This window comes from Streptococcus orisratti DSM 15617, assembly GCF_000380105.1.
In the GTDB taxonomy this organism is placed as follows: Bacteria; Bacillota; Bacilli; order Lactobacillales; family Streptococcaceae; genus Streptococcus; species Streptococcus orisratti.
On sequence record NZ_KB904462.1, the window covers coordinates 1 to 22,741 of the forward strand.

General features: G+C 39.0%; 23 protein-coding genes and 4 pseudogenes. 7 read left to right on the forward strand and 20 right to left on the reverse strand.

Features of this window, described 5'->3' with window-relative positions; translation table 11 throughout:
• From A3I7_RS0104700 to A3I7_RS0104730, 7 genes are all read right to left on the reverse strand, one after another.
• Nucleotides 1-236: IS630 transposase-related protein (locus tag A3I7_RS0104700; RefSeq protein WP_018375625.1), on the reverse strand; the 236-nt coding region annotated here is incomplete at its 3' end.
• A 148-nt stretch (nt 237-384) separates the two neighbouring features.
• Nucleotides 385-1,209 (reverse strand): ammonia-dependent NAD(+) synthetase, encoded by an 825-nt coding sequence (nadE, locus tag A3I7_RS0104705; protein WP_018375626.1) that lies wholly within the window; start codon nt 1,207-1,209, stop codon nt 385-387.
• The gene (locus tag A3I7_RS0104710) at nt 1,206-2,666 is read right to left on the reverse strand and encodes a nicotinate phosphoribosyltransferase (protein ID WP_018375627.1); all 1,461 of its coding nucleotides are present in this window, start codon (nt 2,664-2,666) and stop codon (nt 1,206-1,208) included. Before A3I7_RS0104710 ends, nadE begins: the two co-directional genes overlap by 4 nt.
• A gap of 425 nt (nt 2,667-3,091) precedes the next feature.
• Nucleotides 3,092-4,006 (reverse strand): thioredoxin-disulfide reductase, encoded by a 915-nt coding sequence (trxB, locus tag A3I7_RS0104715; RefSeq protein WP_018375628.1) that lies wholly within the window; start codon nt 4,004-4,006, stop codon nt 3,092-3,094.
• 62 nt (nt 4,007-4,068) lie between these two features.
• On the reverse strand, nt 4,069-4,293 hold the full coding sequence (locus tag A3I7_RS0104720; protein ID WP_018375629.1) for a DUF4059 family protein: 225 nt from the start codon (nt 4,291-4,293) through the stop codon (nt 4,069-4,071).
• A gap of 85 nt (nt 4,294-4,378) precedes the next feature.
• Entirely contained in the window at nt 4,379-5,122 is a 744-nt protein-coding gene (locus A3I7_RS0104725; protein ID WP_018375630.1) for an amino acid ABC transporter ATP-binding protein, read from the reverse strand.
• On the reverse strand, nt 5,122-5,925 hold the full coding sequence (locus A3I7_RS0104730; RefSeq protein ID WP_018375631.1) for an amino acid ABC transporter permease: 804 nt from the start codon (nt 5,923-5,925) through the stop codon (nt 5,122-5,124). Before A3I7_RS0104730 ends, A3I7_RS0104725 begins: the two co-directional genes overlap by 1 nt.
• A gap of 173 nt (nt 5,926-6,098) precedes the next feature.
• Between A3I7_RS0104730 and A3I7_RS14850 the strand changes: the two are divergent.
• The 3 pseudogenes from A3I7_RS14850 to A3I7_RS13590 all read left to right on the forward strand — a co-directional run.
• Nucleotides 6,099-6,236 (forward strand): annotated as a pseudogene (locus A3I7_RS14850) (IS30 family transposase); the annotation flags it as partial.
• A 263-nt stretch (nt 6,237-6,499) separates the two neighbouring features.
• A pseudogene (locus A3I7_RS14855) lies at nt 6,500-6,690 on the forward strand (IS3 family transposase); the annotation flags it as partial.
• Nucleotides 6,656-6,853, forward strand: a pseudogene (locus A3I7_RS13590) (transposase); the annotation flags it as partial. The pseudogenes A3I7_RS14855 and A3I7_RS13590, both read left to right, overlap by 35 nt.
• Nucleotides 6,854-6,886: 33 nt before the next feature.
• Here A3I7_RS13590 and A3I7_RS13595 read toward each other — a convergent pair.
• The 7 genes and pseudogenes from A3I7_RS13595 to A3I7_RS0104780 all read right to left on the reverse strand — a co-directional run.
• Nucleotides 6,887-7,517: pseudogene (locus tag A3I7_RS13595) on the reverse strand (IS630 transposase-related protein); the annotation flags it as partial.
• A gap of 108 nt (nt 7,518-7,625) precedes the next feature.
• Entirely contained in the window at nt 7,626-7,802 is a 177-nt protein-coding gene (gene secE, locus A3I7_RS0104755; RefSeq protein WP_018375637.1) for a preprotein translocase subunit SecE, read from the reverse strand.
• A 26-nt stretch (nt 7,803-7,828) separates the two neighbouring features.
• Complete coding sequence (gene rpmG, locus A3I7_RS13600) at nt 7,829-7,981, reverse strand: 50S ribosomal protein L33 (RefSeq protein WP_083907206.1); 153 nt, start codon at nt 7,979-7,981, stop codon at nt 7,829-7,831.
• A 979-nt stretch (nt 7,982-8,960) separates the two neighbouring features.
• On the reverse strand, nt 8,961-10,211 hold the full coding sequence (locus A3I7_RS14040; protein ID WP_018375639.1) for a glutamate-5-semialdehyde dehydrogenase: 1,251 nt from the start codon (nt 10,209-10,211) through the stop codon (nt 8,961-8,963).
• Nucleotides 10,212-10,220: 9 nt separating this feature from the next.
• Nucleotides 10,221-11,024, reverse strand: a complete 804-nt coding sequence (gene proB / locus A3I7_RS14045) for a glutamate 5-kinase (protein ID WP_026217128.1) — start codon at nt 11,022-11,024, stop codon at nt 10,221-10,223.
• Nucleotides 11,025-11,076: 52 nt separating this feature from the next.
• Nucleotides 11,077-12,693, reverse strand: coding sequence for a hypothetical protein (locus A3I7_RS0104775; RefSeq protein WP_026217129.1), 1,617 nt, complete (start codon nt 12,691-12,693; stop codon nt 11,077-11,079).
• A 5-nt stretch (nt 12,694-12,698) separates the two neighbouring features.
• Nucleotides 12,699-13,433, reverse strand: coding sequence for an ABC transporter ATP-binding protein (locus A3I7_RS0104780; RefSeq protein ID WP_018375642.1), 735 nt, complete (start codon nt 13,431-13,433; stop codon nt 12,699-12,701).
• 317 nt (nt 13,434-13,750) lie between these two features.
• Here A3I7_RS0104780 and A3I7_RS13360 point away from each other — a divergent pair, with 317 nt between their 5' ends.
• From A3I7_RS13360 to A3I7_RS0104795, 3 genes are all read left to right on the forward strand, one after another.
• The gene (locus A3I7_RS13360) at nt 13,751-14,515 is read left to right on the forward strand and encodes a hypothetical protein (protein ID WP_018375643.1); all 765 of its coding nucleotides are present in this window, start codon (nt 13,751-13,753) and stop codon (nt 14,513-14,515) included.
• A 164-nt stretch (nt 14,516-14,679) separates the two neighbouring features.
• Nucleotides 14,680-15,270: a hypothetical protein gene (locus A3I7_RS12505; RefSeq protein WP_018375644.1), complete on the forward strand. Its 591-nt coding sequence runs from the start codon at nt 14,680-14,682 to the stop codon at nt 15,268-15,270.
• Nucleotides 15,270-15,764, forward strand: coding sequence for a YgjV family protein (locus A3I7_RS0104795; protein ID WP_018375645.1), 495 nt, complete (start codon nt 15,270-15,272; stop codon nt 15,762-15,764). The genes A3I7_RS12505 and A3I7_RS0104795 overlap by 1 nt, the downstream gene beginning before the upstream one ends.
• A 75-nt stretch (nt 15,765-15,839) precedes the next feature.
• On the opposite strand, the gene A3I7_RS0104800 is transcribed toward A3I7_RS0104795, so the two are convergent.
• A complete protein-coding gene (locus A3I7_RS0104800) occupies nt 15,840-16,685 on the reverse strand; it encodes a DegV family protein (RefSeq protein WP_018375646.1) in 846 nt (281 codons plus the stop codon).
• Between the two features lie 199 nt (nt 16,686-16,884).
• On the opposite strand from A3I7_RS0104800, the gene A3I7_RS0104805 reads away from it, so the two are divergent.
• Entirely contained in the window at nt 16,885-17,445 is a 561-nt protein-coding gene (locus tag A3I7_RS0104805) for a TetR/AcrR family transcriptional regulator (protein WP_018375647.1), read from the forward strand.
• Nucleotides 17,446-17,474: 29 nt separating this feature from the next.
• Here A3I7_RS0104805 and A3I7_RS0104810 read toward each other — a convergent pair whose 3' ends face one another.
• The 5 genes from A3I7_RS0104810 to A3I7_RS0104830 all read right to left on the reverse strand — a co-directional run bounded on the left by A3I7_RS0104810 (nt 17,475) and on the right by A3I7_RS0104830 (nt 22,408).
• Nucleotides 17,475-18,284, reverse strand: coding sequence for a Cof-type HAD-IIB family hydrolase (locus A3I7_RS0104810; protein ID WP_018375648.1), 810 nt, complete (start codon nt 18,282-18,284; stop codon nt 17,475-17,477).
• Entirely contained in the window at nt 18,277-18,900 is a 624-nt protein-coding gene (locus A3I7_RS0104815) for a trimeric intracellular cation channel family protein (RefSeq protein WP_018375649.1), read from the reverse strand. Before A3I7_RS0104815 ends, A3I7_RS0104810 begins: the two co-directional genes overlap by 8 nt.
• A gap of 78 nt (nt 18,901-18,978) precedes the next feature.
• Entirely contained in the window at nt 18,979-19,185 is a 207-nt protein-coding gene (locus A3I7_RS0104820; protein WP_018375650.1) for a heavy-metal-associated domain-containing protein, read from the reverse strand.
• 551 nt (nt 19,186-19,736) lie between these two features.
• On the reverse strand, nt 19,737-21,974 hold the full coding sequence (locus A3I7_RS0104825; protein WP_018375651.1) for a heavy metal translocating P-type ATPase: 2,238 nt from the start codon (nt 21,972-21,974) through the stop codon (nt 19,737-19,739).
• Nucleotides 21,971-22,408 carry a CopY/TcrY family copper transport repressor gene (locus tag A3I7_RS0104830; protein WP_018375652.1) on the reverse strand — a complete coding sequence of 146 codons (438 nt, stop codon included), beginning with the start codon at nt 22,406-22,408 and terminating at the stop codon, nt 21,971-21,973. Before A3I7_RS0104830 ends, A3I7_RS0104825 begins: the two co-directional genes overlap by 4 nt.
• Between the last annotated feature and the right edge of the window lie 333 nt (nt 22,409-22,741).

The following is a 22,741-nucleotide window of genomic DNA, read 5'->3' on the forward strand; positions in this document are numbered from 1 at the left end:
TCAGTCAAATAAGCATCCGGATGGTCATTAAAATAGTTTTTGAGTCTATCTCTATCAACTTTTCTTGGTTTTGTTCCTTTTGCTTGATGGTTTAGCTTCCCTGTTTTCTCTTTTAGTTTTAACCAGCCATAAATGGTATTTCGTGAGATTTGGAAAACATCTGATGCTTCTGTGATACTACCTGTTCGCTTACAATAGTCGAGAACTTTTTTACGAAAATCTAATGAATATGCCATAAAAACATTATATCACATTATGTACTATTTGTGTTTCATTTTACTATAAGTAAAAAGCAGAGTTAATCCAAACTTCTGCTTTCTGTATCTAATATAGAAATGATTTATATGTCTAGGCCCAAGCCAATAAGTTGTTTTTCGAAGAGTACTATTTCCAAAAATCATCGAAAAGAGTGATTGGCAAGTGGCGTTTATGCTGACCTTTGTGCCACCAATTTTCAATTTTAGTCTTAGCTTCTGATGAAACTTTTTTACCTTCCAAATAATCATCAATATCATTGTAGGTCACACCCAAGGCGATTTCATCTGCAATTCCTGGCTTATTTTCCTCAAGATCCGCAGTTGGAATCTTTTCATAGATAGCTTTATCAGCTCCCAATTCTGCCAAAAGTTGTTTTCCTTGGCGTTTATCAAGGCGGTAAAGTGGCAAAATATCTGCTCCGCCATCTCCAAATTTGGTAAAGAAAGCAGTGATATTTTCAGCAGCATGATCCGTTCCAATCACTGCTCCACTGTACTGACCCGCTATGGCGTACTGGGTAATCATACGCTGACGTGCCTTAATATTTCCTTTGTTAAAATCAGAAACTTCAACACCTGCCGCTACTAAAGCTTCAACCTGACCATCTACAGCTGCTTTGATATTCACCGTCAAACTGACGTCTGGCTGAATAAAAGCAAGGGCGCGTTGGGCATCTGCCTCATCAGCTTGAATGCCATAAGGTAAGCGAACCGCAATAAACTGATAACTGTCGTCCCCAGTCTCTGTTCTTAATTCTTCAATAGCAAGCTGGGCGAGACGACCAGCCAGACTAGAATCCTGACCGCCAGAAATACCTAAAACGTAGCTTTTCAAAAAAGTATGCTTTTTAAGATAGCCTTTTAGAAAATCAATGGATTTTCTAATTTCTTCTTTAGCATCTATGACTGGCTTTACGCCTTCATAGGCGATAATTTCATCTTGTAAACTCATTTGACTTCTCCTTTTGCATGTGCTTCTTTTCGAATACGATCAATCAAATCCATCTTATTTTGCCATACATCTGGCGCAAGATCGACAGGATAATCTTGAGGATTAAGAACACGTTTGTATTCATCCCAGAGTTTGTCAAATTCCTTACGAGCGTATGCCTGAATATCCTTCAGCTTAGGAAGTTTATAAACTAATTTTCCTTGGTCAAAGATATCTACTAAAAGTGGAACAGCATCAAAATCACGCACCGTCTTATTGATGTAAGTATAAGTTGGGTGGAACATGTAAAGTTCTTCAAGTTCACTAACATCAACATCTGTGAAGGTGATATAGTCTCCTTCAGATTTCCCTTTGGCACGGCTCGTAATTCGCCAAACTTGTTTTTTACCTGGGGTGGAAACTTTTTCCGCATTATTGGAAAGCTTAATGGTATCCTGCATAACGCCATTTTCATCTTCTATGGAGACAATTTTATAAACTGCACCAAGAGCTGGTTGATCATAGGCGGTAATTAATTTTGTTCCCACTCCCCAAACATCAATTTTAGCGTGTTGCATCTTCAGGTTTAGGATAGTATTTTCATCTAAGTCATTAGAAGCATAGACCTTAGCATTGGGATAACCAGCTTCGTCGAGTTGTTGGNGGACTTTTTTAGACAAGTAGGCCATATCTCCTGAATCAATACGAACACCTAGAAAATTAATTTTATCTCCCAATTCATTGGCTACACGAATGGCTGCTGGAACACCTAGTCTTAGTGTATCGTAAGTATCTACTAAAAAGACACAATCTTTATGGGTGCTTGCATATGCCATGAAGGCTTTGTAGTCATCACCATAAGTTTGAACCAAAGCATGGGCATGCGTTCCAGAAACGGGAATATCAAACATCTTACCTGCGCGAACATTTGATGTGGCATCCGCACCACCGATGACAGCCGCACGGGTTCCCCAGATAGCAGCGTCCATTTCCTGTGCTCGGCGCGTTCCAAATTCAAGCAAAGGTTCATCTTCAATTACCGAGCGGATACGAGCAGCCTTAGTAGCAATCAATGTTTGAAAATTAACAATATTGAGCAGAGCTGTCTCAACTAACTGACATTGGGCTAATGGTCCTTCTACCTGAACAATGGGCTCATTAGCAAAAACCAAATCCCCCTCTTGAGCTGATCGCACCGTTAACTCTAATTTAAAATGTTTTAGGTAGTCAATAAACTCTGCGGGATATCCCAAATCTTCTAAATAAGCAATGTCCGTTTCAGAAAATTTGAGTCCTTCAAGATATTCAACCATACGCTGTAACCCTGCAAAAACAGCATAGCCATTACTGAAAGGTTCTTTGCGAAAATAAACTTCAAAAACTGCTCGTTTATTATGAATGCCTTGTTCAAAATAGACCTGCATCATGTTAATTTGGTACAAATCTGTGTGTAGCGTTAAACTGTCGTCCTTATACATCGCTAACTCCTTTTTCAAGTGTATCTCACACAATATTGTGACTATTATAACACATTTTCAGATATTTTCGGAAAATCGCAGAGCAAAAAACAAAAAAAGCAGGCAAAACCTGCTCAAAAGAGTTTTATTTGGTGAACCTCAATTCTTTGAAAATCAAAACAATACTTTATCACCTTGTTCTTATGAACTTAAACTTTAAGAACCTGTACTCACCATTCAGCACTTCCATCTAAGGCTAGTTTTTAAGCTACTCATCGCTAGTTTTTTTTTCAAAATACAGGCAGTATTTCCTAAAAAACTGCCTTGCTTAGCGAAAAACTATCTCTTATATAAAAGCACCTAACTTGTGAATACACCTTCTAATTACGACTTCTTTTCATGATTTTCATTGAATAACCAAAGCGGTCAAATACTCTTAGTTATTTTCAAAAATGTTCTGTAATATAATGATAAACTCCTTGACCAGCAATTGCCCCTTCACCCACAGCTGTTGCAATCTGACGCAGATCTTTCTGACGAACATCACCAATAGCATAAATTCCTGACTGACTGGTTTCCATCTTGTTATTTGTCAAAATCCAACCTGCTTCATCTGTGATACCTAACCCAGTCACCATATTTGAGACGGGATTCATTCCGACATAGATAAAGATTCCGCCAAACTCGTGATCACTTATTTCACCTGTTTTGACATTTTCAACGGTCGCACCGGAAACTTTGACATCACCGCCCTTGATTTCTTTGACAACAGAGTCCCAAATGAACTTGATTTTCTCATTAGCAAAGGCACGATCTTGCAAGATTTTCTGCGCACGCAATTCGTCACGACGATGAATGATGGTCACAGACTTGGCAAATTGTGTCAAGTAGATGGCTTCTTCAACCGCAGAATCTCCGCCACCAACGACTAGTAAATCTTGGTTACGAAAGAAAGCTCCGTCACAAACTGCACAGTAAGAAACACCACGACTCGTATACTCCTCCTCGCCAGGAACATCTAACAATCGATACTTAGCCCCCGTTGCAAGAATAACCGTTTTTGCCTCAAAAGTTTCATCTTCTGTCACAACGCGTTTGATAAGTCCGTCATTTTCAATGCTTTGAACAATACCATAAATATGTTCAACGTTGAATTTTTCCAAGGGCTCATACATCTTCATAGACAATTCTGGTCCTGAAATATGCTCGTAACCAGGATAGTTTTCAATTTCAGAAGTGTTATTCATCTGACCACCTGGAGCCCCTTGTTCAATAATCCCAACTTTGAGATTGGAACGTGCGGTATAAAGTGCAGCCGTCATTCCAGCAGGTCCTGAACCAATAATTAAAGTATCATACATTTACTTTTTTCTCCTTACATTTTCTCTCTTCATTGTACCAATCTAAACAAATAATGCAAAGATTACGACTTCATCATCAGTAAAATTGCCATATAAGCAAAGGAAAGAATTGGAGCAGTCATCACAGCAATCATCAGTGTCTCGTACAAAATTGCCTGTCTAGCTTTAACCGTCTTATCTAGCTTTCTAACGGCTCGCCAAACCATCCACAAACTTCCAACAATGAAAACCGTCACAATAGATAATATCAGCCCTTGAACATAGACGGCAAAAATTTCTAAAAACATCTTATCACCTTTACCAATCGTCCCATCTCTAATAGAAAAGGAGCGAGAATTTCTCAACTCCTCTCATTATATCAAAAGTCTAGCATTAAATGTACGTTTTTGCATAACTAGCAAAAAATTCCTTGGTACGTTCTTCTTTGGGATGATTGAAAATCTCATCTGGGCTACCCTGTTCAAGAATTTTTCCCTTTTCTAAGAACAAGACCTTATCAGCAACTTGATAAACAAAGTTCATGTCATGACTGACCAAAACCATGGTCTGACCTGATTTAGCAGCATCAGCAATTGATTTTTCAACTTCGCCTACCAACTCAGGATCAAGAGCGGACGTTGGCTCATCTAGGAGCAAAACATCAGGCTTCATAGCAAGAGCACGCGCTAAGGCAACTCGCTGTTTCTGACCACCAGATAAGTGACGGGGATAATGGTTTTCGCGATCTGAAAGACCAACCTTGCGCAGTTCCTCCTTTGCAATGGCTGTCGCTTCTTGGTCGGACATTTTCTTGACAACTTTAAGGCCCTCTTTAACATTTTCAAGAGCCGTACGACGCTCAAAAAGATTAAACTGCTGAAAAACCATGGCAAGTTTACGACGCAGGGTTAAAATGTCATCTTTGCTAATCTTAGTGAAATCAACCTTAAAATCATCAATCTGAATACTTCCAGAATCTGGCTGCTCAAGGTAATTCATGCTACGCAGAAAAGTTGATTTTCCTGCACCCGATGCCCCAACCAATGCAATCACTTCTCCTTTTTGGATATTAAGAGTCAGACCATCTAAAACCTTCTGACCGGAGAATTCCTTTGTTAAATTTGAAATGGAAATCATTAACGAACACCTCCTGGAACATCGCTAGTAATATTGTCAGGAGAGGTAATCTCCATCCGCTTTTCAAGCAAGCGACCTATATTTTCAATGATAATGCTGACTAACCAGTAGATCAAGGCAACAGAAATATAGCGTTCAAAATATCGGTAGTCCGAGCCGCCAAGAATTTGAGCCTGAGCAAACATTTCAACAATCCCAGCATTGAATGCCAAGGATGTTCCTTTCGTTAGACCAATCAAGCCATTGATTAAAGTTGGTGTGGCAATGACCGCTGCATTTGGAATAATAACGCGACGATAAACTTGAAACGAAGTCATTCCCAAACTGCGTGCAGCCTCGATTTCTCCCGAATTAACCGCCTGAATAGCTGCTCGAATGGTTTCACTGGTGTAAGCTGCTTCATTGAAGGCGAAGGCTGTGATAGCAAAAATTTCTGCTGGTATAGCATTGATATTCCAATCAAAACCATATTTTTGATTTAGAAATTTCAAGAAAAGAGGAATTCCATAGTAAGTCAGCATAAGCTGTACCAAGATCGGAGTTCCCCGTAAAAAACTGACAAAAACAGCTTGGATTGGATAGAGAATTTTTACTCGATTGATTTTAACAATCGCAAAAAGCAAAGCTAATAATAAGCCAAAAACAGCACCAGCTAAGGTTAAGCCTAGCGTGGTTGGTAGATGCTCTAAAATGCTGGGAATAGCATCAAAAACAGCATGCCAGCTAAATAATTTTCCTTCTGGAATTGGCTTAATAAGTTTTTCATACCAAGCCCAACCCGATGTTAATATTGAAAAGATCATATTATTCCCTTATATCTCTAGTTTATCTTAGTATTCTAACACGTCAATAGTTAGTCTGTAAATTATATTCTTTCTATCACAGCGATAAAGAAAACCTATCACGACTGATAAACCAAAAAAGATTAACCCTCTAGGGAAAGAAAAAATGAAAAGGAGGTGATTCCATACCTATCAAAAGCAGTTACTTGAAAGCTGTGGAAGAGACATTGATTCAGGAGTGGGAAGATAAGTTAAATAATAGACCAAGAAAATGTCTTAACTGGAAAACATCTTATGAGATATTTTATGGAAAAGATGTACAATTATTTTGACAATTCAAAAGCATAAAAACACCTATAAAGCTTATACCAAGTTAAAGAAAAGTAAACAGGAAGATTTTTATAACGAGCAGACAGCAAAAATTATTTTATTTACATAAAGTAAAATGGAGTACCTAGCTCTTCAACTAGTGGATAGATGGCGAAATCCTTGCCTCTGGCCGATGTGGAGGTTTTCAAAGCCTCTTTGGGAAAGAGAGTACAGAACTGTTTTATGACTGAAAATATGGACTTGCCTATTCTGTCAAGAATTTTGAAGACTAGATAAAATTGAGTTTATTCATCAAAAAAACTTCCACTCGCTGGAAGAATTAACCCTTAAACTAAAGATTATGTTCACTATTGGAACCGCCATCAAATTCGTAGTAGTCTCAACTACCAAACACCAATGACCACGCAAGTATTCTTAAGCTCTCAAATACAAGGCTCACATCATCAATGCTCTTGAGCTGCCTTATTCCAATGCCAAGTTGGAGGCTCCCAACAAGCTTATCAAGGAGATTAAACACCAAACTTTTGGCTTTCGAAACTAAAAAAACTTCAAAACCAAACTTCTCATCGCTTTGAACATGCAAAAAGAGAGAAGTAATTCGATTCTCTCTCGTTGCTAATTATAAGTCACCCACTACAGCTGACAAAGAGGCTAAAAGTCTATACCCCTGCTCCTTACACAAGACTTTTAGTTGATTCATCCTATGAAACTTTGCATTGTCCACAATGATAACTGATGGTGCCTCTAAGGTGGGGAGTAAGAATTTTTAGAACCAGGCTTCAAAAGAGTCACTAGTCATAGTGTCTTTGTATATCATTGGAGCAATAAGCCCACCATTTATGAGACCTGCAACTAAAGACAGCCGCTGGTATCTTCTTCCAGAGACCATACCCTTTATCAATTGCCTTAAGCTATTAAATTCTTTAAGGAACAGGTCTACTTTTTCAGGGTCTTGTTCGTTGTAGATACAGCTTTTTTCGAGTATATCCCATAGCTTTGAGAGCNTAATGAATAGCTGTTGGATGACAGCCAAATTCAGAAGCTATTTCAGTCAAATAAGCATCTGGATGAGTTTCAAGATAATTCTTTAATTTATCCTTATCAACTTTTTATGGCTTGGCTCCTTTAACTTGGTAATGAAGCTTGCCTGTTTTCTCTTTTAGCTTTAGCCATTGATAAATGGTGTTGCGCGAAATTTGGAAAACAGCAGCTGCTTCGGTAATACTGCCAGTTTTGTCACAGTATGCGAGAACTTTTTTACGAAAATCTAATGAATCTGCCATAAAAACATTATATCACAAGCGTACTGTTTTTATTTCATTTTACTATATTACTGACGAAGAATTAAAAATTTGTCATTTAGACAATGTACCTACACTTAGTCTATAAGTTTAAAAACGATTGATCAGATCAATGACACCAAAAGCTAACAATTTATCAAAAATATAGATAACCAGGGTAAAGAAGGCCGTATACTCTAAAACCGAGAGAAAATCCTTCCAACGTTGATTATGGTCAGGCCATGTCGTGTCCTTTAAAACAGTGAAAATACTTCCTATGAATCTCACTTTAATCTCCTTTACTTATTCTATGATTAGCGCGTTTCTTTATGCAAGGTATATTTTTTACAGTGTTTACAAAATTTATTAACTTCTAATCGTGTTGTTTTAGTTGTGCTACTAACTGCAATCGAATAGTTACGACTGCCACATTCTGCACATGCCAAACTTGCTTTTTTTTGTGCCATAACGCCTCCGTAAGCTTGATTTTACCACATTTATCTGTTTCTGGCAAATTAAAATCAAAATCTGAATTTTCCTACTATCTTTTACTAATAATTGATTTGAGGGTTGCATTCTTTTAATCATAGGATCACCTCTTGTAACTTTACCAATCATACTCCCAAACATTTGAAAATTCATATTGAAACTATAGTTGTGAATTTTAACCTAGACTTGTTCACTAGAGTTCATTTCAGGTTTGTTATAGTAAAATGAAAAGTAAACTCTATATTTTCAAGCACATCCAATATCTGAAACTTATACCCTACGGAATTATACTTGGTTGGTTCTTTGTAGCTCTATAGAACTGCAGATGATAGTTAGCGTAGAAATTTATTCAACCAATCGCTATTATAACCACCAATATAATGAAAAACGAATTCTCTGCACATTCCTCCACTGATCCACAACAAGGATAGCAGGCATAGGTGTGAAGACCGTCTATATGCTTTCTTTTAGACAGACATTAAAAATTGTTCTTTAAGAAAAACTTCTTCTACTTCAAGGAAACGTCTGTAAGAATGACAACGTTCACGACTCTTCCCTTAGGAGCAATCTTTTCATCTAATTAACGAGTCAGTAGATTTTGTACTGTTTGATGGATAAAACCTATGTTTTTGATTTTTTTGTTAGCTATTAGACTATTTCTTTCTAAACGAAAAACATATGTCCGTCCTGAGCATTACGCCCACGGATAACCACTTTTGACAAGTTAATTTTACTATCTATTAATATTTTCAAGCATATAGTACTCCGAAAAAGCAGCTTACATTTTTTTGATTTTTACTAACGTAGAATAGATGATACAATTATCCATTCGAGAAGCATAGGCTCCTCAAAGCTTTCACGAAATCTAGAGCAAGACCTCAGAACTCCTTGCAAATGTTTCATTTTCACCTCAGCAATGAAAATTTAGCCTTAGGAAGAACGTTGTACCTCACTTCTTTATTGTCTTACCTGTCCTTGACCATTAATGTAGAACTTTGTAGAAGTTAATGCCTCAAGTCCCATTGGACCTCGAGCATGCATTTTTTGTGTTGAAATACCGATTTCTGCTCCCAGACCGAAAACAAACCCATCTGTAAAACGTGTTGAGGCATTGACATAGACGGCTGCTGCATCAACTTGGTCTTGAAATGATTCAGCGTGTGTAATATTTTGGGTGATAATTGCTTCCGAGTGATGAGTCGTATGCCTATTTATCCAATCAATAGCCCGATCTACGGAAGTGACAAGTTTTACTGACATGATGTAATCAAGAAACTCAGTGTTAAAATCTTCCTCGGTAGCTGGAACTGCATTTTTAAAGAGTTTTAGCGATTCCTGATCAGCTCGAAATTTAATAGGATGTACTTTGGAAATTTCTTCCTCTAATTTTGGAAGAAATTGCTCTGCTATTTTTGCGTGAACTACCAAGGACTCTGCAGAATTGCAGACACTTGGTCGCTGCGTTTTAGCATTAATGACGATGTTAATCGCCATATCTAGATCGGCACTGTCATCAACATAAATATGACAATTTCCTACTCCTGTTTCAATAATTGGGACTTTTGATTTTTCCTTAACTGTTTGGATGAGGCGTGCTCCTCCACGAGGGATAAGGACATCAACATAGTCTACAGCTTGCATCAATTCTTCCGCTACAGTATGACTTGTGTCTTCAATAAGTTGAACGACATCGGCATTGATTCCAGAAGTGGCGAGTACCTTTCTAATAACGGAAACAAGAGCTGTATTGGAATGAATGGCATCTCTGCCACCACGAAGAATAATGGCATTCCCTGTCTTGAAAGCTAGTGAAAAGGCATCAACAGTAACATTTGGCCGACTTTCAAAAATCATAGCGATGACACCTAACGGCACACGCTTTTGCACTATTTTAAGCCCATCCAAATTGGTATAACCACGAACAACTTGACCAATGGGGTCTTGTAAATCAGCAACTTGATTCACTCCTTCCGCAATGCCTTTGATTCTTTCTTCGGTCAAACGTAATCTGTCTAGCATAATATCTGAGATTCCATTTCCCTTGGCTGCCTTCAAATCACGGTCATTCTCTGAAAGAATATAATCAGTTTGAATAATCAAAGCCTGAGCAACTTGTCGAAGAATGTTATTTTTTTCTGAACTTCCCAGTCCAAGCAAGGTTTGACTAGCTGCTTTCGCATTTTTCCCTAAATTATCAATATATGTCATTTGAGCCTCCTATTTTTCTTGGGCAAACCAGGTACCAATCTGGTCACCGCTTAAAACACGAAGTATATCACGAGGTTGGGCACCATTCATCAAAATCATTTGGCTTTGATTTTCAAAAACCATCTGAGCGCTCTTTACTTTACTGAGCATTCCACCCGTTCCAAACTTACTTCCCGCACCTCCTGCTGAGGTGATGATTTCGTCTGTGATTAACGAAACATGACTTCGTAATTTGGCATCATCATAAATATTAGGATTCTTATCAAAAAGTCCATCAATGTCTGACAACATGATAAGTAAATCAGCCTTTGTGATTTTAGCAACGACAGCAGAAAGGCGGTCATTATCGCCAAACTTAGTGATGTGATCCATCTCATCAACACTAATAGCATCATTCTCATTTACGATAGGCACAACTCCTATTGAAAGTAATGATTCAAAAGCATTGGTGACATTAGATAAGCTTTCAGGGTACTCAACAACATCACGTGTGAGCAAGATTTGAGACACTGTTGTTTGGTAGTGTGAAAAGATCTGTGAGTAGAGACTCATCATAGCTACTTGTCCGACACTTGATACTGCTTGTTGTTGGGATATTTCAGCCGGTCGTTTCTCCAAACCTAAAACATCCAGTCCAAATCCCATGGCACCTGATGATACTAAAATTACTTCTTTCCCTGTATTCATCAGGCTAGAGATAACAAAAGCCAGTTGATCAATTTTGGATAAATTAATCTTTCCATTAGGCAAAACAAGGGAACTTGTTCCAATTTTAATTACAATACGTTTTACAGTTTCAAAATTTCGTTTCATAGGTATAATTATACTATAAATACCGTGCGTATGCACGGTATTCTTTTTGATATTAACCAAGTTGTTTCCAGAATATCTTATTCACAAAGAGCTGGGTAAGCCCCAATAACAATACAGAAGCTATTGTCACAGCGCTGTTAACTGCTAGAGGATTTTTCGTTATGATACTGGCGAATATGGCTATAGCAACAACAATACCCCCAAATATGAGATTTCCAAACATAAAAGCCATCATCGTCCACTGACCCGCACCGCGGGTAAACAATTGGGTGACATCTTGCCATTTCAAATCTAACAATTTGTAATCACGGCGATAGACGAACTCCCCTTGCAAGCTTGCCATTAAAATGAACCCTAACACAAAGGAAACTACAAGAATTGGATGAAATTTGAGAACTACCAATCCTAGCCCTGCATAAACAAGAACAGGAATAATCACTTGAAGTCCTAGCAAAACAAGAAACTTTTGATGTAAAAATCGTTTGAAATTTAAAGGTAGTGATTTAAAGAATGTATAATTTTCTCTTTCAAGCGAGATCCCTACACCAAGAAAAGAGGTCGGAGTACTACACATACTTCCTAAAATCATGCCAACTAGTAAAGCAATGCCAAAGTAGTCTGGGGTAATCATCGTTGAAAAATTACTACCATTAATTGCCATGGGCATAACAAAAGAAACTGCAAAAATGAGCGGCATAAGATAAGTTTGTGTCAAAAGCGTCGCGTTTTGGAGTGTTGATAAATGATGACGAATCAAAACTTTAGATAAGGATGCATCAATAGTTTCTTTAGGCTTTCTAATTCTCCGTGCTTGACTTTTAGCATTGACGTAAAGTGCTTCTTGATAGTAGTTTGGCATGATATATTTGATAATACCCACAATCAACAAAACAAGAACTAGTAATGGTAACCAAAAGTTTAGCAAGGCATTTAAACCAAAAGGTGCTACAACAACATCATGAAATCCTCTAAAATAAGGAACGATTCCTCGGTCAGAGATAACTCCTTCTTCAACCATACGGGTCTGATTGGTTGCATTTAGATAAAAAATGAGACCTACAGCACCAAATGTCGACAAAAACATCAGTGCCGTCGAAATCAATTTACGTTTTGGGCTTCTGACAATAACGCGCCCAATGAGGCTGTTAAGGTAAAGTGCGAGCGTCATAGAGGAGACCAGCAAAATCGCAAAAAGTAAGATAGCCAACGGAATCGCAACAAACGCACCAGCTATTTGCCAATAAGCAATACCAAAGAGAGATAGAAGGGGCATAAGAAAAACAGACCCCATCCCCAAGGAAGAAATAATCTTTGCAACGTAAAGTTCGGATGATTTTACAGGTAAATAGACATAAAGCTTAACATCATTACTCTCATAAAAAATAGTATACATCGCTGTGAAAGCAGATATAGTTGCCATGACAAAGAAAATAGCCACATAAAATGAAAAATATCCTGGATAACGCGCAAAATCCATACCAACAAACATAAACAAGTAGATAACCATAAAGACGGCAATCATAATTGCCTGTTGCTGAAACATGCTCTTGTAGGCTGAAAACTTTTTATTAGGTTTACGTTCTTGCTTCTTCTTTAGCGCTGTCAGTGTTTGAGGATTAGAGTATAAGATGTTAATTTTAACGAGTTCCCAAATAATCTTCCAATTCATCTTATTCACCCCACTTCTTGTGATTTGCGACCAGCCATTTCCAAATAGATTGTTTCTAGGTCTTTTTCTGGGTGGTTTGCTTTAAGCTCATCTAATGTTCCAACAAAAATTAGTTTCCCTTGTTTTAAAATTCCAATTCGATCACACAATTGCTCTGCTACTTGGAGTACATGTGTGGAGAAAATTACTGTATTTCCCGCTTTTGCGTGCTCTTTCATCAATTCCTTCAAGTCAAAAGAAGCCTGAGGATCAAGTCCTGTCAAGGGTTCGTCCAAAATCCAAATATCAGGATTTGAAACCAAAGCACCGATAACGATAACTTTTTGACGCATTCCATGTGAAAAACTATCAATCATTTCCTCTTTCTGAGTAGAAAGATCAAATAGTTTGCTCAACGTCTCAATGCGCTCCTCTGCAAGATTCTTATCAATATCGTAAATTTTTGCAAGAAAGTGCCAATATTCATTGGCGGTCAAATTTAGGAAAATATCTGGTGAATCTGGAACGTAACCAATCTTTTTCTTTATTTCATCACGGTGTTGTGACAAGGCCAAGTCATCCAAATATACTTCTCCATAACTGGCTTCAATAATAGATGTTAAAATACTAATTGTCGTTGTTTTACCAGCTCCGTTATGACCAATCAATCCAAAAATTTCACCATTGTTAATGGTCACATTAAGGTCGCTTAGAGCTTCTTTTTCACCATACAATTTTGATACATGATCAAATTTTATCATCTTAATCCTCCTCGTAAAACTATTCATTTAATCTCACACTTTTGTTCTATCAAAGCAACACAAAAGTTACTATCATTATACTCCTCATTTCTCATTTGTCAAGCGTTTCCAATTCGTTTTTAGCCATTTTTATTCTTTAATGAAATATTTTGAAGCAGCTGACCGAATTCTCTTCTGATAAAAGTTATTATCACTTATATACAATTTAATTCAAAAATGGTCGTATACCCACAAAAGAAATGCAGGGCTTTTTTATCAGAAAATTAAAAACATCTCACTTTTATGTTATAATAGTAAAAAAGTCGAGGAGATACCGTATGAAATTTGAAAAGAAAGAAATGTTAGCACTTGCTGCCAGCTCTGTATTGCTATTGTTTGCAGCGACAATTTTTTTTGTACATGAAAATAAGGCACAGTCAGCTGCCAACAAAAAACTTGATTCATCAAAAGAATCACAGGTAGATATTGCAAAAATTCAGAGTTTATTGACAAGTATTGAAAAAGCACCAAGCGATGCCAGTATCAAGAACATTGATAACTTATTGAAGAAACTCCCAGATTCTGAAAAAAAGCAAGATCTCATCAAACGTTTGGATACTATTAAGATAAACTTAGCCAAAGAAGCCGCAGAAAAAAATGCTATCGCAGAAGCAGAAAACGCAGTTAAGACCTTGGAAGATAATCAAAATCAAGACAATTTGACTGCTGCTCAAGAAGCTATCAATAAAATTGCCAAAGAGGAAAATAAGAAAGCGTTACAAGAACGTCTTGCTGCTGTTAAGGCTAATTTAGAAGCTATTGCAGAAGCAGCACAGGCAAGTGCCAATACAGTAATTCAAGATAACACCTCTCAAACACAACAAAACAATAGCAATAACTACACTTATAGTACACCTAGCGTTGTTGTTCCTAATACAAATTCTTCTGTTCCTTCACAAACACCAGTACCAAGTCAGGAGCCCACACCTAATCCTACGCCTACCTCTGAGCCACAACCATCTGAAACACCTAGTACTTCAACTCCCGAAACAGCACCATCATCAAATACTGAATCTAATGAGAATGTTTCAGCTAACAATTAAAACCACTATGCCCTGGAGGTTATAAAGACTAAGTTCTTATAACCTCTTTACTGTGAAACTATGTTACTTTCTACCATAATAAACTTACGAAAGTATTGAATTATTGAAAAATCCGGTTTATAATGGATGTATTGGAATTTTTTACAAATGCGAAAGGGATTTTAATGAAAACTTCTAAAAGTGAGATTGTCTATCTCATTCTAAGTATCCTAATGGTTGCTTTAGCAGGTAGCGTTTACTTCCTTTTTGGAAATAAAAATAATGCTACAAACTCATCAGTAGCTACTAAACAAGTATCCACTGAACAATCTACTCATTCAGAATCAAAAGAGCTTAGTGCTGCCAAAGCTGCTGTTGAAGCTTTGGAGTCTAATCCTAGCCAAGAAAATCTGACTGCTGCTCAAGAAGCCATCAAATCTGTTAAAGATGACGTTAAAAAGACTGAATTGCAGATTCGCATCGATACGGTCTCAGCTGAGTTAACCAAACAAACAGCTGCAGAAGAGGCTGTTAAGACTGCTGAGGAGACGCAAACTACTGTAAATGTTGCTGCTGCTCAAGAAGCCATTGATGCCTTAACTGATAACTCAAAAAAAGCTGAACTTCAGGTACGACTTGATGCTGTCTCTAAAGCTATTGCTTCTCAAGCTAGCGCAGTTACTAGTTATGACTCTATGAATACTTATTATTCTAATACTTATTCAAATCAAGCACCATCAACTTATACATCTGAAATCATTCAGCAGGAGCAATAATGTCTATTGGACTTATTTTCTCTGCTATCGGTGCTAGCTGTCTTGCCGTCTCGGCTTTTACTAAACACAAAGATAGAATGCTTGTTTGGCAGGTTGCTGATTATGTTTTTACAATGATAGCTAATCTCCTCCTTGGAGGCTACACTGGAGCTATTTCTATTAGTATTTCTATCATTCGCAACTTATTAATGATTAAGAAATGGTATTCTTGGGCGACTGCAACCTTATTTGTATTTCTCCAACTTAGCTTAGGGGCTTACTTCAATAATCTTGGTTGGGTTGGTTTTTTCCCCATTATATCCTCTATTTCTTATACCCTTGCAACGTTTATGACCAATAAAATACAATGGTTACGCTGGGTTATTATTGAAAATATGTTACTTTGGTCTTTCTATGATTGGACTATTAAAGCTTATCCTGCCCTAATAATGGATTTTTTCATTATTACTACAACACTCATCGCTATCAAAAAAAGTAAGAGGAGCAAGATTTAATCTCGCTCCTTTTGTTTGCATGATATTTAAATTTTTCGTCAATCAAGTCAATAATATTTGCTTTTCAATGGATAACTAGGAAATTTCGTAACCTAATAATACACCACCTTCTTCAGCATAAAAGCTACATAAACCAGATGTTGCAAGGAAAGTGACTTTAGCTTCTGGAAATTTTTCTTGAATTTTTTCTGCCAATTGTTGGCAGATTTTTATATTATTGGCATGTGCAATGACAACACGACCACCTTTATAACCTGCTTTGAGTAATTCTTCAACAGCAATAATTACAGATTTCTTATGGCCACGCGCCTTTTGAAGAAGTTCAAGTTTTCCTTCACTACTTGCTTCTCCCACCATACGAATATTTAAAAGACCTACAACTTTGCCGACAAGCTTACTAAGGCGCCCATTTTTGACTAGATTATCAACTTTAGAAAGAATAAATAACAGTTTTGTCTTAGACTGATAATCAGTGATGGCCTTCACAACTTCCTCAAAACTCAGTCCCGCTTCAATTAGGCGTATAAGTTCCAAAACAATCAAATCCATTTCTCCTCCTGCTGACAGTGAGTCAATCACGTGAACATTGACAACAGGATTTTCCTCCAAAAGTAGGTTTTTTGCTAGTTGAGCGCTATTTTGGCTACCCGAGAGAGAACCTGTAATAGTCATGGCAATGACATTTTCTGCTCCTTGGTAAGCTTGTAAAAAGGCATCTGGACTGGGACAACTTGAACCTGCTGATGATTTGGTGGCATACAATGTCTCCATCATTTGGTCAATATTTAACCCTTCGTCATCAACAAAAATTTCAGAACCAATTTGAATGGTTAAAGGTACATTTTGAAAAGACACTCCCTCAGGTAAATTTTCTACAGTTTTAAAATCACATCCAGAATCAACAACAATTTTCCATTTCATCTCTACTTCCTCCAGTCTAATTCTTTCTAATGATAAAATTTCAGGACAATTAGTCTATAACTCTGCCTTGAAGCCTGATTTTACGTATTTATTGCTTACTTTATTTGACAAATAAAGCCTTTTCACTTAAAATTATACCATTAAAGACTTTTTTTCTTTTTGAAAAAACGTCCGCTGTCACAACTAAGGAGAATTTGTCATGACTGAAAGGCAGGTTTCAGCTAATTCTATCAGAAACTTAACCCAATTCAATACAGAAAATCGCTCTTTAACACGGGAGGCCATAGAGACTGCTCTGCTATTTTTTATGGAAAGTAAGCAACTTTCTCAGATTACTATCTCAGAATTGGTCAAAAAGGCAGGCGTTTCACGTAATGCTTTTTATCGTAACTACCACTCAAAAGAAGATATTTTGGAAAGCCTCTTGAAACAGACTGTCCGCCAGGTAGGGCGTGGTCTAAAACAATTTGAGCTAAAAACACAGACTTATCAAGCCTGGCTTTATCTTTTCCAAGAAGCTCGCAAAGAGGCTCATATCCTTGCTCTAATTTTCAAAAACCATTGCGAAGATTTGTTGAACAAGATTATAGCCAAACGAATTGCCGCCTACCAGCGGTATAAACGCAAATGTCTCATTGCATACAGCAATTCTTTTTGGAGTAGTGCCATCATTTCTGTTCTTCGTAATTGGATTACAGATAACATGCGTATTGCCGAAGAAGATTTGGCTGCCATGGATTTACCTCTATTGCCATTTTAAAACAACAAAGGAACCACAATGGGTTCCTTTTATAATGCATAATCGTAGATAGCCTTGGCAACCCCAGCTTCATCATTGCTGCTAGTCACATATCTACAGCGCTTCTTGATATCCTCTGTTGCATTACCCATAGCCACGCTGTGAGTAGCAAATTCCAGCATTTCAAGGTCGTTAGCCGCATCTCCTAGAGCCATGACTTGATCTGGAGAAAAGCCCAACTTCTCAGAGAGACTTTTAAGGGCACTGGCTTTGGTGTGACCTTTTGGCATCACTTCGAAAATGTAATCTTGGCTGCGCACTACACTGAAATCTTGAGATAACTCTGCCTCTTTGCTATTTTGGAAAGCATCTAATAACGACTCTTCAGCCATGTACATGGCTTGAAAGATAATCTCGGAGCTTTTCTTTACTTCTTCTAGGCTAATTGACTTAGCTTCCGCAAACACTAGGTCAGCATCATATTGAACAAGCATTGGTACTTTATTAGCGACAGCATAATAATTTTCTTCTCCTGTTAAGGTCAAACACACATCTGGATGACTTTGCGTTGCTTGATAAAGGCTTTCCAATTCTTTTGTAGTCACCTGAGCATAGTCCATTAACTCCCAGTTTTTTGTACTATAGATAGTACAACCATTGTTCATAATAATGTATTCTTCCTCAGTCAGACCAAGCTCCTCAAAATAAGGTAAAATTCCAGATTTGGGCCTACCTGTACACAGAACAACTTTGATACCAGCTGCAGCTGCCTTTTGGATAGCAACAATATTTTCTGCTGGTATTTTTTTATTGGAATCAAGAAGCGTTCCGTCCATATCAATTGCAATTAATTTAATCATTTTCGTCTACCTTCCATTTTATTTTAGGCAAATGCCATTGACGCCAATAGCCAATCATCCGTAAGCATGTTAAAACTAGCACCAAGAGATAATAATCTGGATCGTTTTTAGCAATTTTACAATAAAGTAATAGAGCAGCTAAAATAGACCAGCCAGCGTAAATCTCACTTCGCAGAACACTTGGTTTTCGTCCAGCTAATACATCTCGAACCACACCGCCACCAGCTCCAGTTAAGACAGCGGCAACGATAACTGCACTTAGAGGTTGATGTAACTTTACTGCATAAAGCGCCCCTTGGACACTAAAAGCCGCTAAACCGATAGCATCTGTTAGCACTTCAGCTTTCAGCCAACCTTTGCCTACCCATTTTGGGAAAAATATCAGCAAGATCATCGCAGCAAAAGCAAAATGAAAAGCTTGTCCTTGACTCCACAACGCACTGATAGGCAGACCGATGAGAACATTCCGAATAGCACCGCCGCCAAAAGCCGTCACAAATCCTAAAATAAAAATCCCCAGCAGATCAAAGTCTTCCTCCATGGCTACGATGGCTCCTGACAGAGCGAAAGCCACACTGCCAACAATACTTAAAATTTCCCAAACATCTATCGTCATTTGTCACCTAAGCAAAATTTTCCTACTCCATAAGTTTATCATTTTTACAACTAAAAAAACAGGAGGACTCCTGTTTTTTTAGCAAACTTCTTTGCCTAATGTAAACTTTGTCCCTTTGAGAGCACGTTTGAGTGACCATACCCAAGGCTTACCAGTTACGGTAGCTTGTTTTTTGTCCAAGTCAACAACGACTTTTTCAACACCACGTACGGCTGAAAGTTTTTCCGTTACAGTTTTGACGCAACCGTCACATTTCATGCCAGCTACTTCATATGTTTTTTCCATGATAGACTCCTTTTTATTATCATTATTTTTAATTATAGTCTTTTCAACTTAATATCTTAATATCATTTTCTGCACTTTTCTTTAGGTGGTGGGAGGCGGAAGCGACCTCCTATGGACGATAGATACAAGCTTTCGCTTGCCCTATTTCCAACCTTTAACAGTCTCCCAAACTGTTAAAGCCATTCCTTTTCAGCGAGCCTAGGTCTCGCAGACCTCCACCCCTAGAACTTAAATGTTCTAGGGATCATAGCGCAGCGGTTAATTGGTGCTAAAGCACCTATACTATTGTGGTGAGCTACGCTCACTTCATTTCCAACCTCAAAAGGTTCCCCAAACCTTTTGAGCTATGCGGGGGTGAGAGTGAAACAGTCCAGTGAACTGTTTCAGGTCGACATCTAGAAATCGGAAAGTGGAGAGAACCATAGAATTGGGGTTCTGCCCCACTCCCACGGCGGAAAGTGCCTGTTGGTGAGCGGTAAAACTGCCCGTAGTACTCCTTATATTCTGAAAGTAAAAGAGGGATTTCTATTAAACCATCAATCAATTAACTACTACAAATCCAACTTGATGTATTTCAAGCGGAGAGCGTTGAGGACAACCGACACAGAGCTGAATCCCATGACAAGGCCTGCAATCATTGGATTGAGGAGCGGTCCACCGAAAAGATGGAGGAGCCCCATGGCAACGGGGATAGCCAGAATATTGTAGATGAAAGCCCAGAAGAGATTTTCTTTGATGACACGAATGGTATAGCGACTAATGCTGAGCGCCTTGATGACATCAGAAATTTCAGGCTTCATGAGAATAATATCTGCTGACTCGATAGCAATATCTGTCCCCGAACCAACAGCGATACCAATATCGGCAGTCGCTAGAGCAGGGGCATCATTGATACCATCACCAACCATAGCAACGATCTTGCCTTGACTTTGTAGATTTTGGATGGCTTGTGATTTTTGATCTGGTAACACTTCGCTGATGACAGTCTTGATACCAACTTGGTTGGCAATGGCTTGCGCAGTTTTTGCATTGTCACCAGTCAACATCACCACGTCAATACCCATCTCTTGCAATTTAGCGACAGTAGTCTTGCTGTCTTCCTTGACTAAGTCCGCTACGGTGATAAGTCCCAGTAGATTTGCATTAGCCGAGATGAAAATCGGAGTTTGACCTTGCTCGGTCGCAGCCTGCACCGCTTGCTCAGCTGCGCTTAAGTCAACACCTTGTTCTTCCATCAATTTGCGGTTCCCGACATAGAGGATTTGCCCTGCTAGGTCAGCTGTTAACCCCAAGCCTATCAAGGAGGTAAAATTCGTCACCTCAAGCAAATCTACTTGGTCTGCGCTAGCTTTTTCCACAATAGCTTGACTCAGAGGATGTTCTGATAATTTTTCAATAGAAGCCACTTGTGCAAGAAGGTCTTTTGCTGTTCCCTGATAAGCAAAGATGTCAACCACTTGGGGTTTGCCCTGCGTGATAGTCCCCGTTTTGTCAAAGACAATGGTGTCAATATGATGGGCATTTTCGAGGGTGTCACCACGCTTATAGAGAATACCATTCTCAGCGCCACGACCAGTACCAACCATGATAGCTGTCGGTGTTGCAAGCCCAAGAGCACAAGGGCAAGCGATAACCAGCACTGCAATAGCAACAGTCATGGAAAAGACAAAGGTTTGACTCATAACGAAATACCAGAAGAGAGCTGACACAAGGGCGATGGCAATGACTGTCGGAACAAAGACACCCGCAACACGGTCAGCAATCTTGGCAATAGGCGCCTTGATTTGTTGGGCGTCCTCCACCAGCTTGATGATTTGTGCCAAGAGGGTCTCATCGCCAACTTTTTCTGCTTGAATGGTCAGTGCGCCAGCGCCGTTGATAGAGGCGCCGTAAACCTTATCGTCAGCGACCTTTTCCACGGGAATAGATTCACCCGTAAGCATGGACTCGTCAATGGCAGAATGTCCTGATAAGACCACGCCATCTACAGGAATTTTTTCACCAGGTTTGACCAAGATGCGGTCGCCGATAACCACTTCCTCAATAGGGATAGCCTGCTCGACACCGCCACGGATAACGGTGGCTTCCTTGGCGGACAGCTTCATAAGCTTTTGAATAGCATCTGATGTGCGTCCCTTAGACAAGGTTTCAAAATATTTACCCAAAGTTATCAGGGTCAAAATCACAGCAACCGACTCAAAGTAGAGCTCGTGGGCGTGATGGGCGTGTCCCAGCGCAATGTGGTAAATGCCGTAAAGGCTGTAAAGGAAGGCAGCCGACGTTGCCAATGCCACCAGCGCATCCATGTTAGGATGGCCTTTAAAGAGGGTGCGAAAGCCATTGATATAAAAGCGGCGACCAAAATGCATGACAGGCAGGGTCAAGACCAATTGCACCAGCCCATAAATCATAGGGTGGAGCGACATATTGACAATGTCTGGCACCCAAAGTCCCATCATGGAGCCCATTGACAAGTAAAGTAAGGGGAGTGCAAAAACGGCTGACCAGAGGAATTTATGCCACATATTTTGTGTGGCTTCACTCTGGCGTTCGGCTTGACTTTTAGCAGTTGACGGGTCAAAGACCGTTGCCCCATATCCTGCATCAGCAACCGCCTGCTCAATCTGGTTCTCGCTCACCACATCAGGATTGTAGTCCACCGTCATCTTCTCCGTCGTCAAATTGACCACAGCTGTTTCAACCCCTTGCAACTTTTTGACAGCATTTTCCACATTAATCACACAGGACGCACAAGTCATGCCATCAATGACAAACGTTTCTTCTTTCATACACTCACCTCCACATGCTCCTTACAGCGACATTGCCCCGGCGTGCAGTTACAGGGCACTTCCTCGACTGCCGATGCTTTTTTGGTCAATAGCAGAGCTTGCAGAGCATCGATATCCGCCATTGTCATAGGGGTGCTGTCCAGCAGATGCTCTAAGATAGCCCGATGCTTGCGCTGGCAGAATTTAGCGAAAAGCTCATCAGCTTGCTCGTTCTGAGCATCTTCCTCAGTCAAGCACGCGCTATAAATGAAAGACTTACCGCTTTTGACCGTGGTCAGATAACCCTTATCCACTAGGCGTTTGAGCATAGTTTTGACAGTTGACACCGTCCAATCGGTCTTTTGACTAAGTACAGTCAAAATCTCACCGCTGGTGGTCTGCTCCTTGGCCCAAACTACCCGCATGATTTCCCATTCTGCATTTGAAATTGGCATGGCAAACTCCTTTCGTTTACATTTGTAGATTTATTTTATCTCATTCGTCTACATTTGTCAACGATAAAGGCTTCTTTGGCTACGTTACATTCATTATGAAGAATTTACCTAACTATCAGCCAATAACCAAGTTAACACTCTGCTCTAAGCGAAAAAAAGTCACTGCTAGTATTGACAATCACCTCTCACCTAAGAAAGTTTGGGCGATGTAAACTTGCAAAACACTTTCACTCCTGAATGTTTAGCGATGAAGTCATTCACTAATATGCAGCGATATGCTTTTTAGGAAAATGGGGCACCGTTTTAATTTTAAAAACAGCAATTTTCTTAATT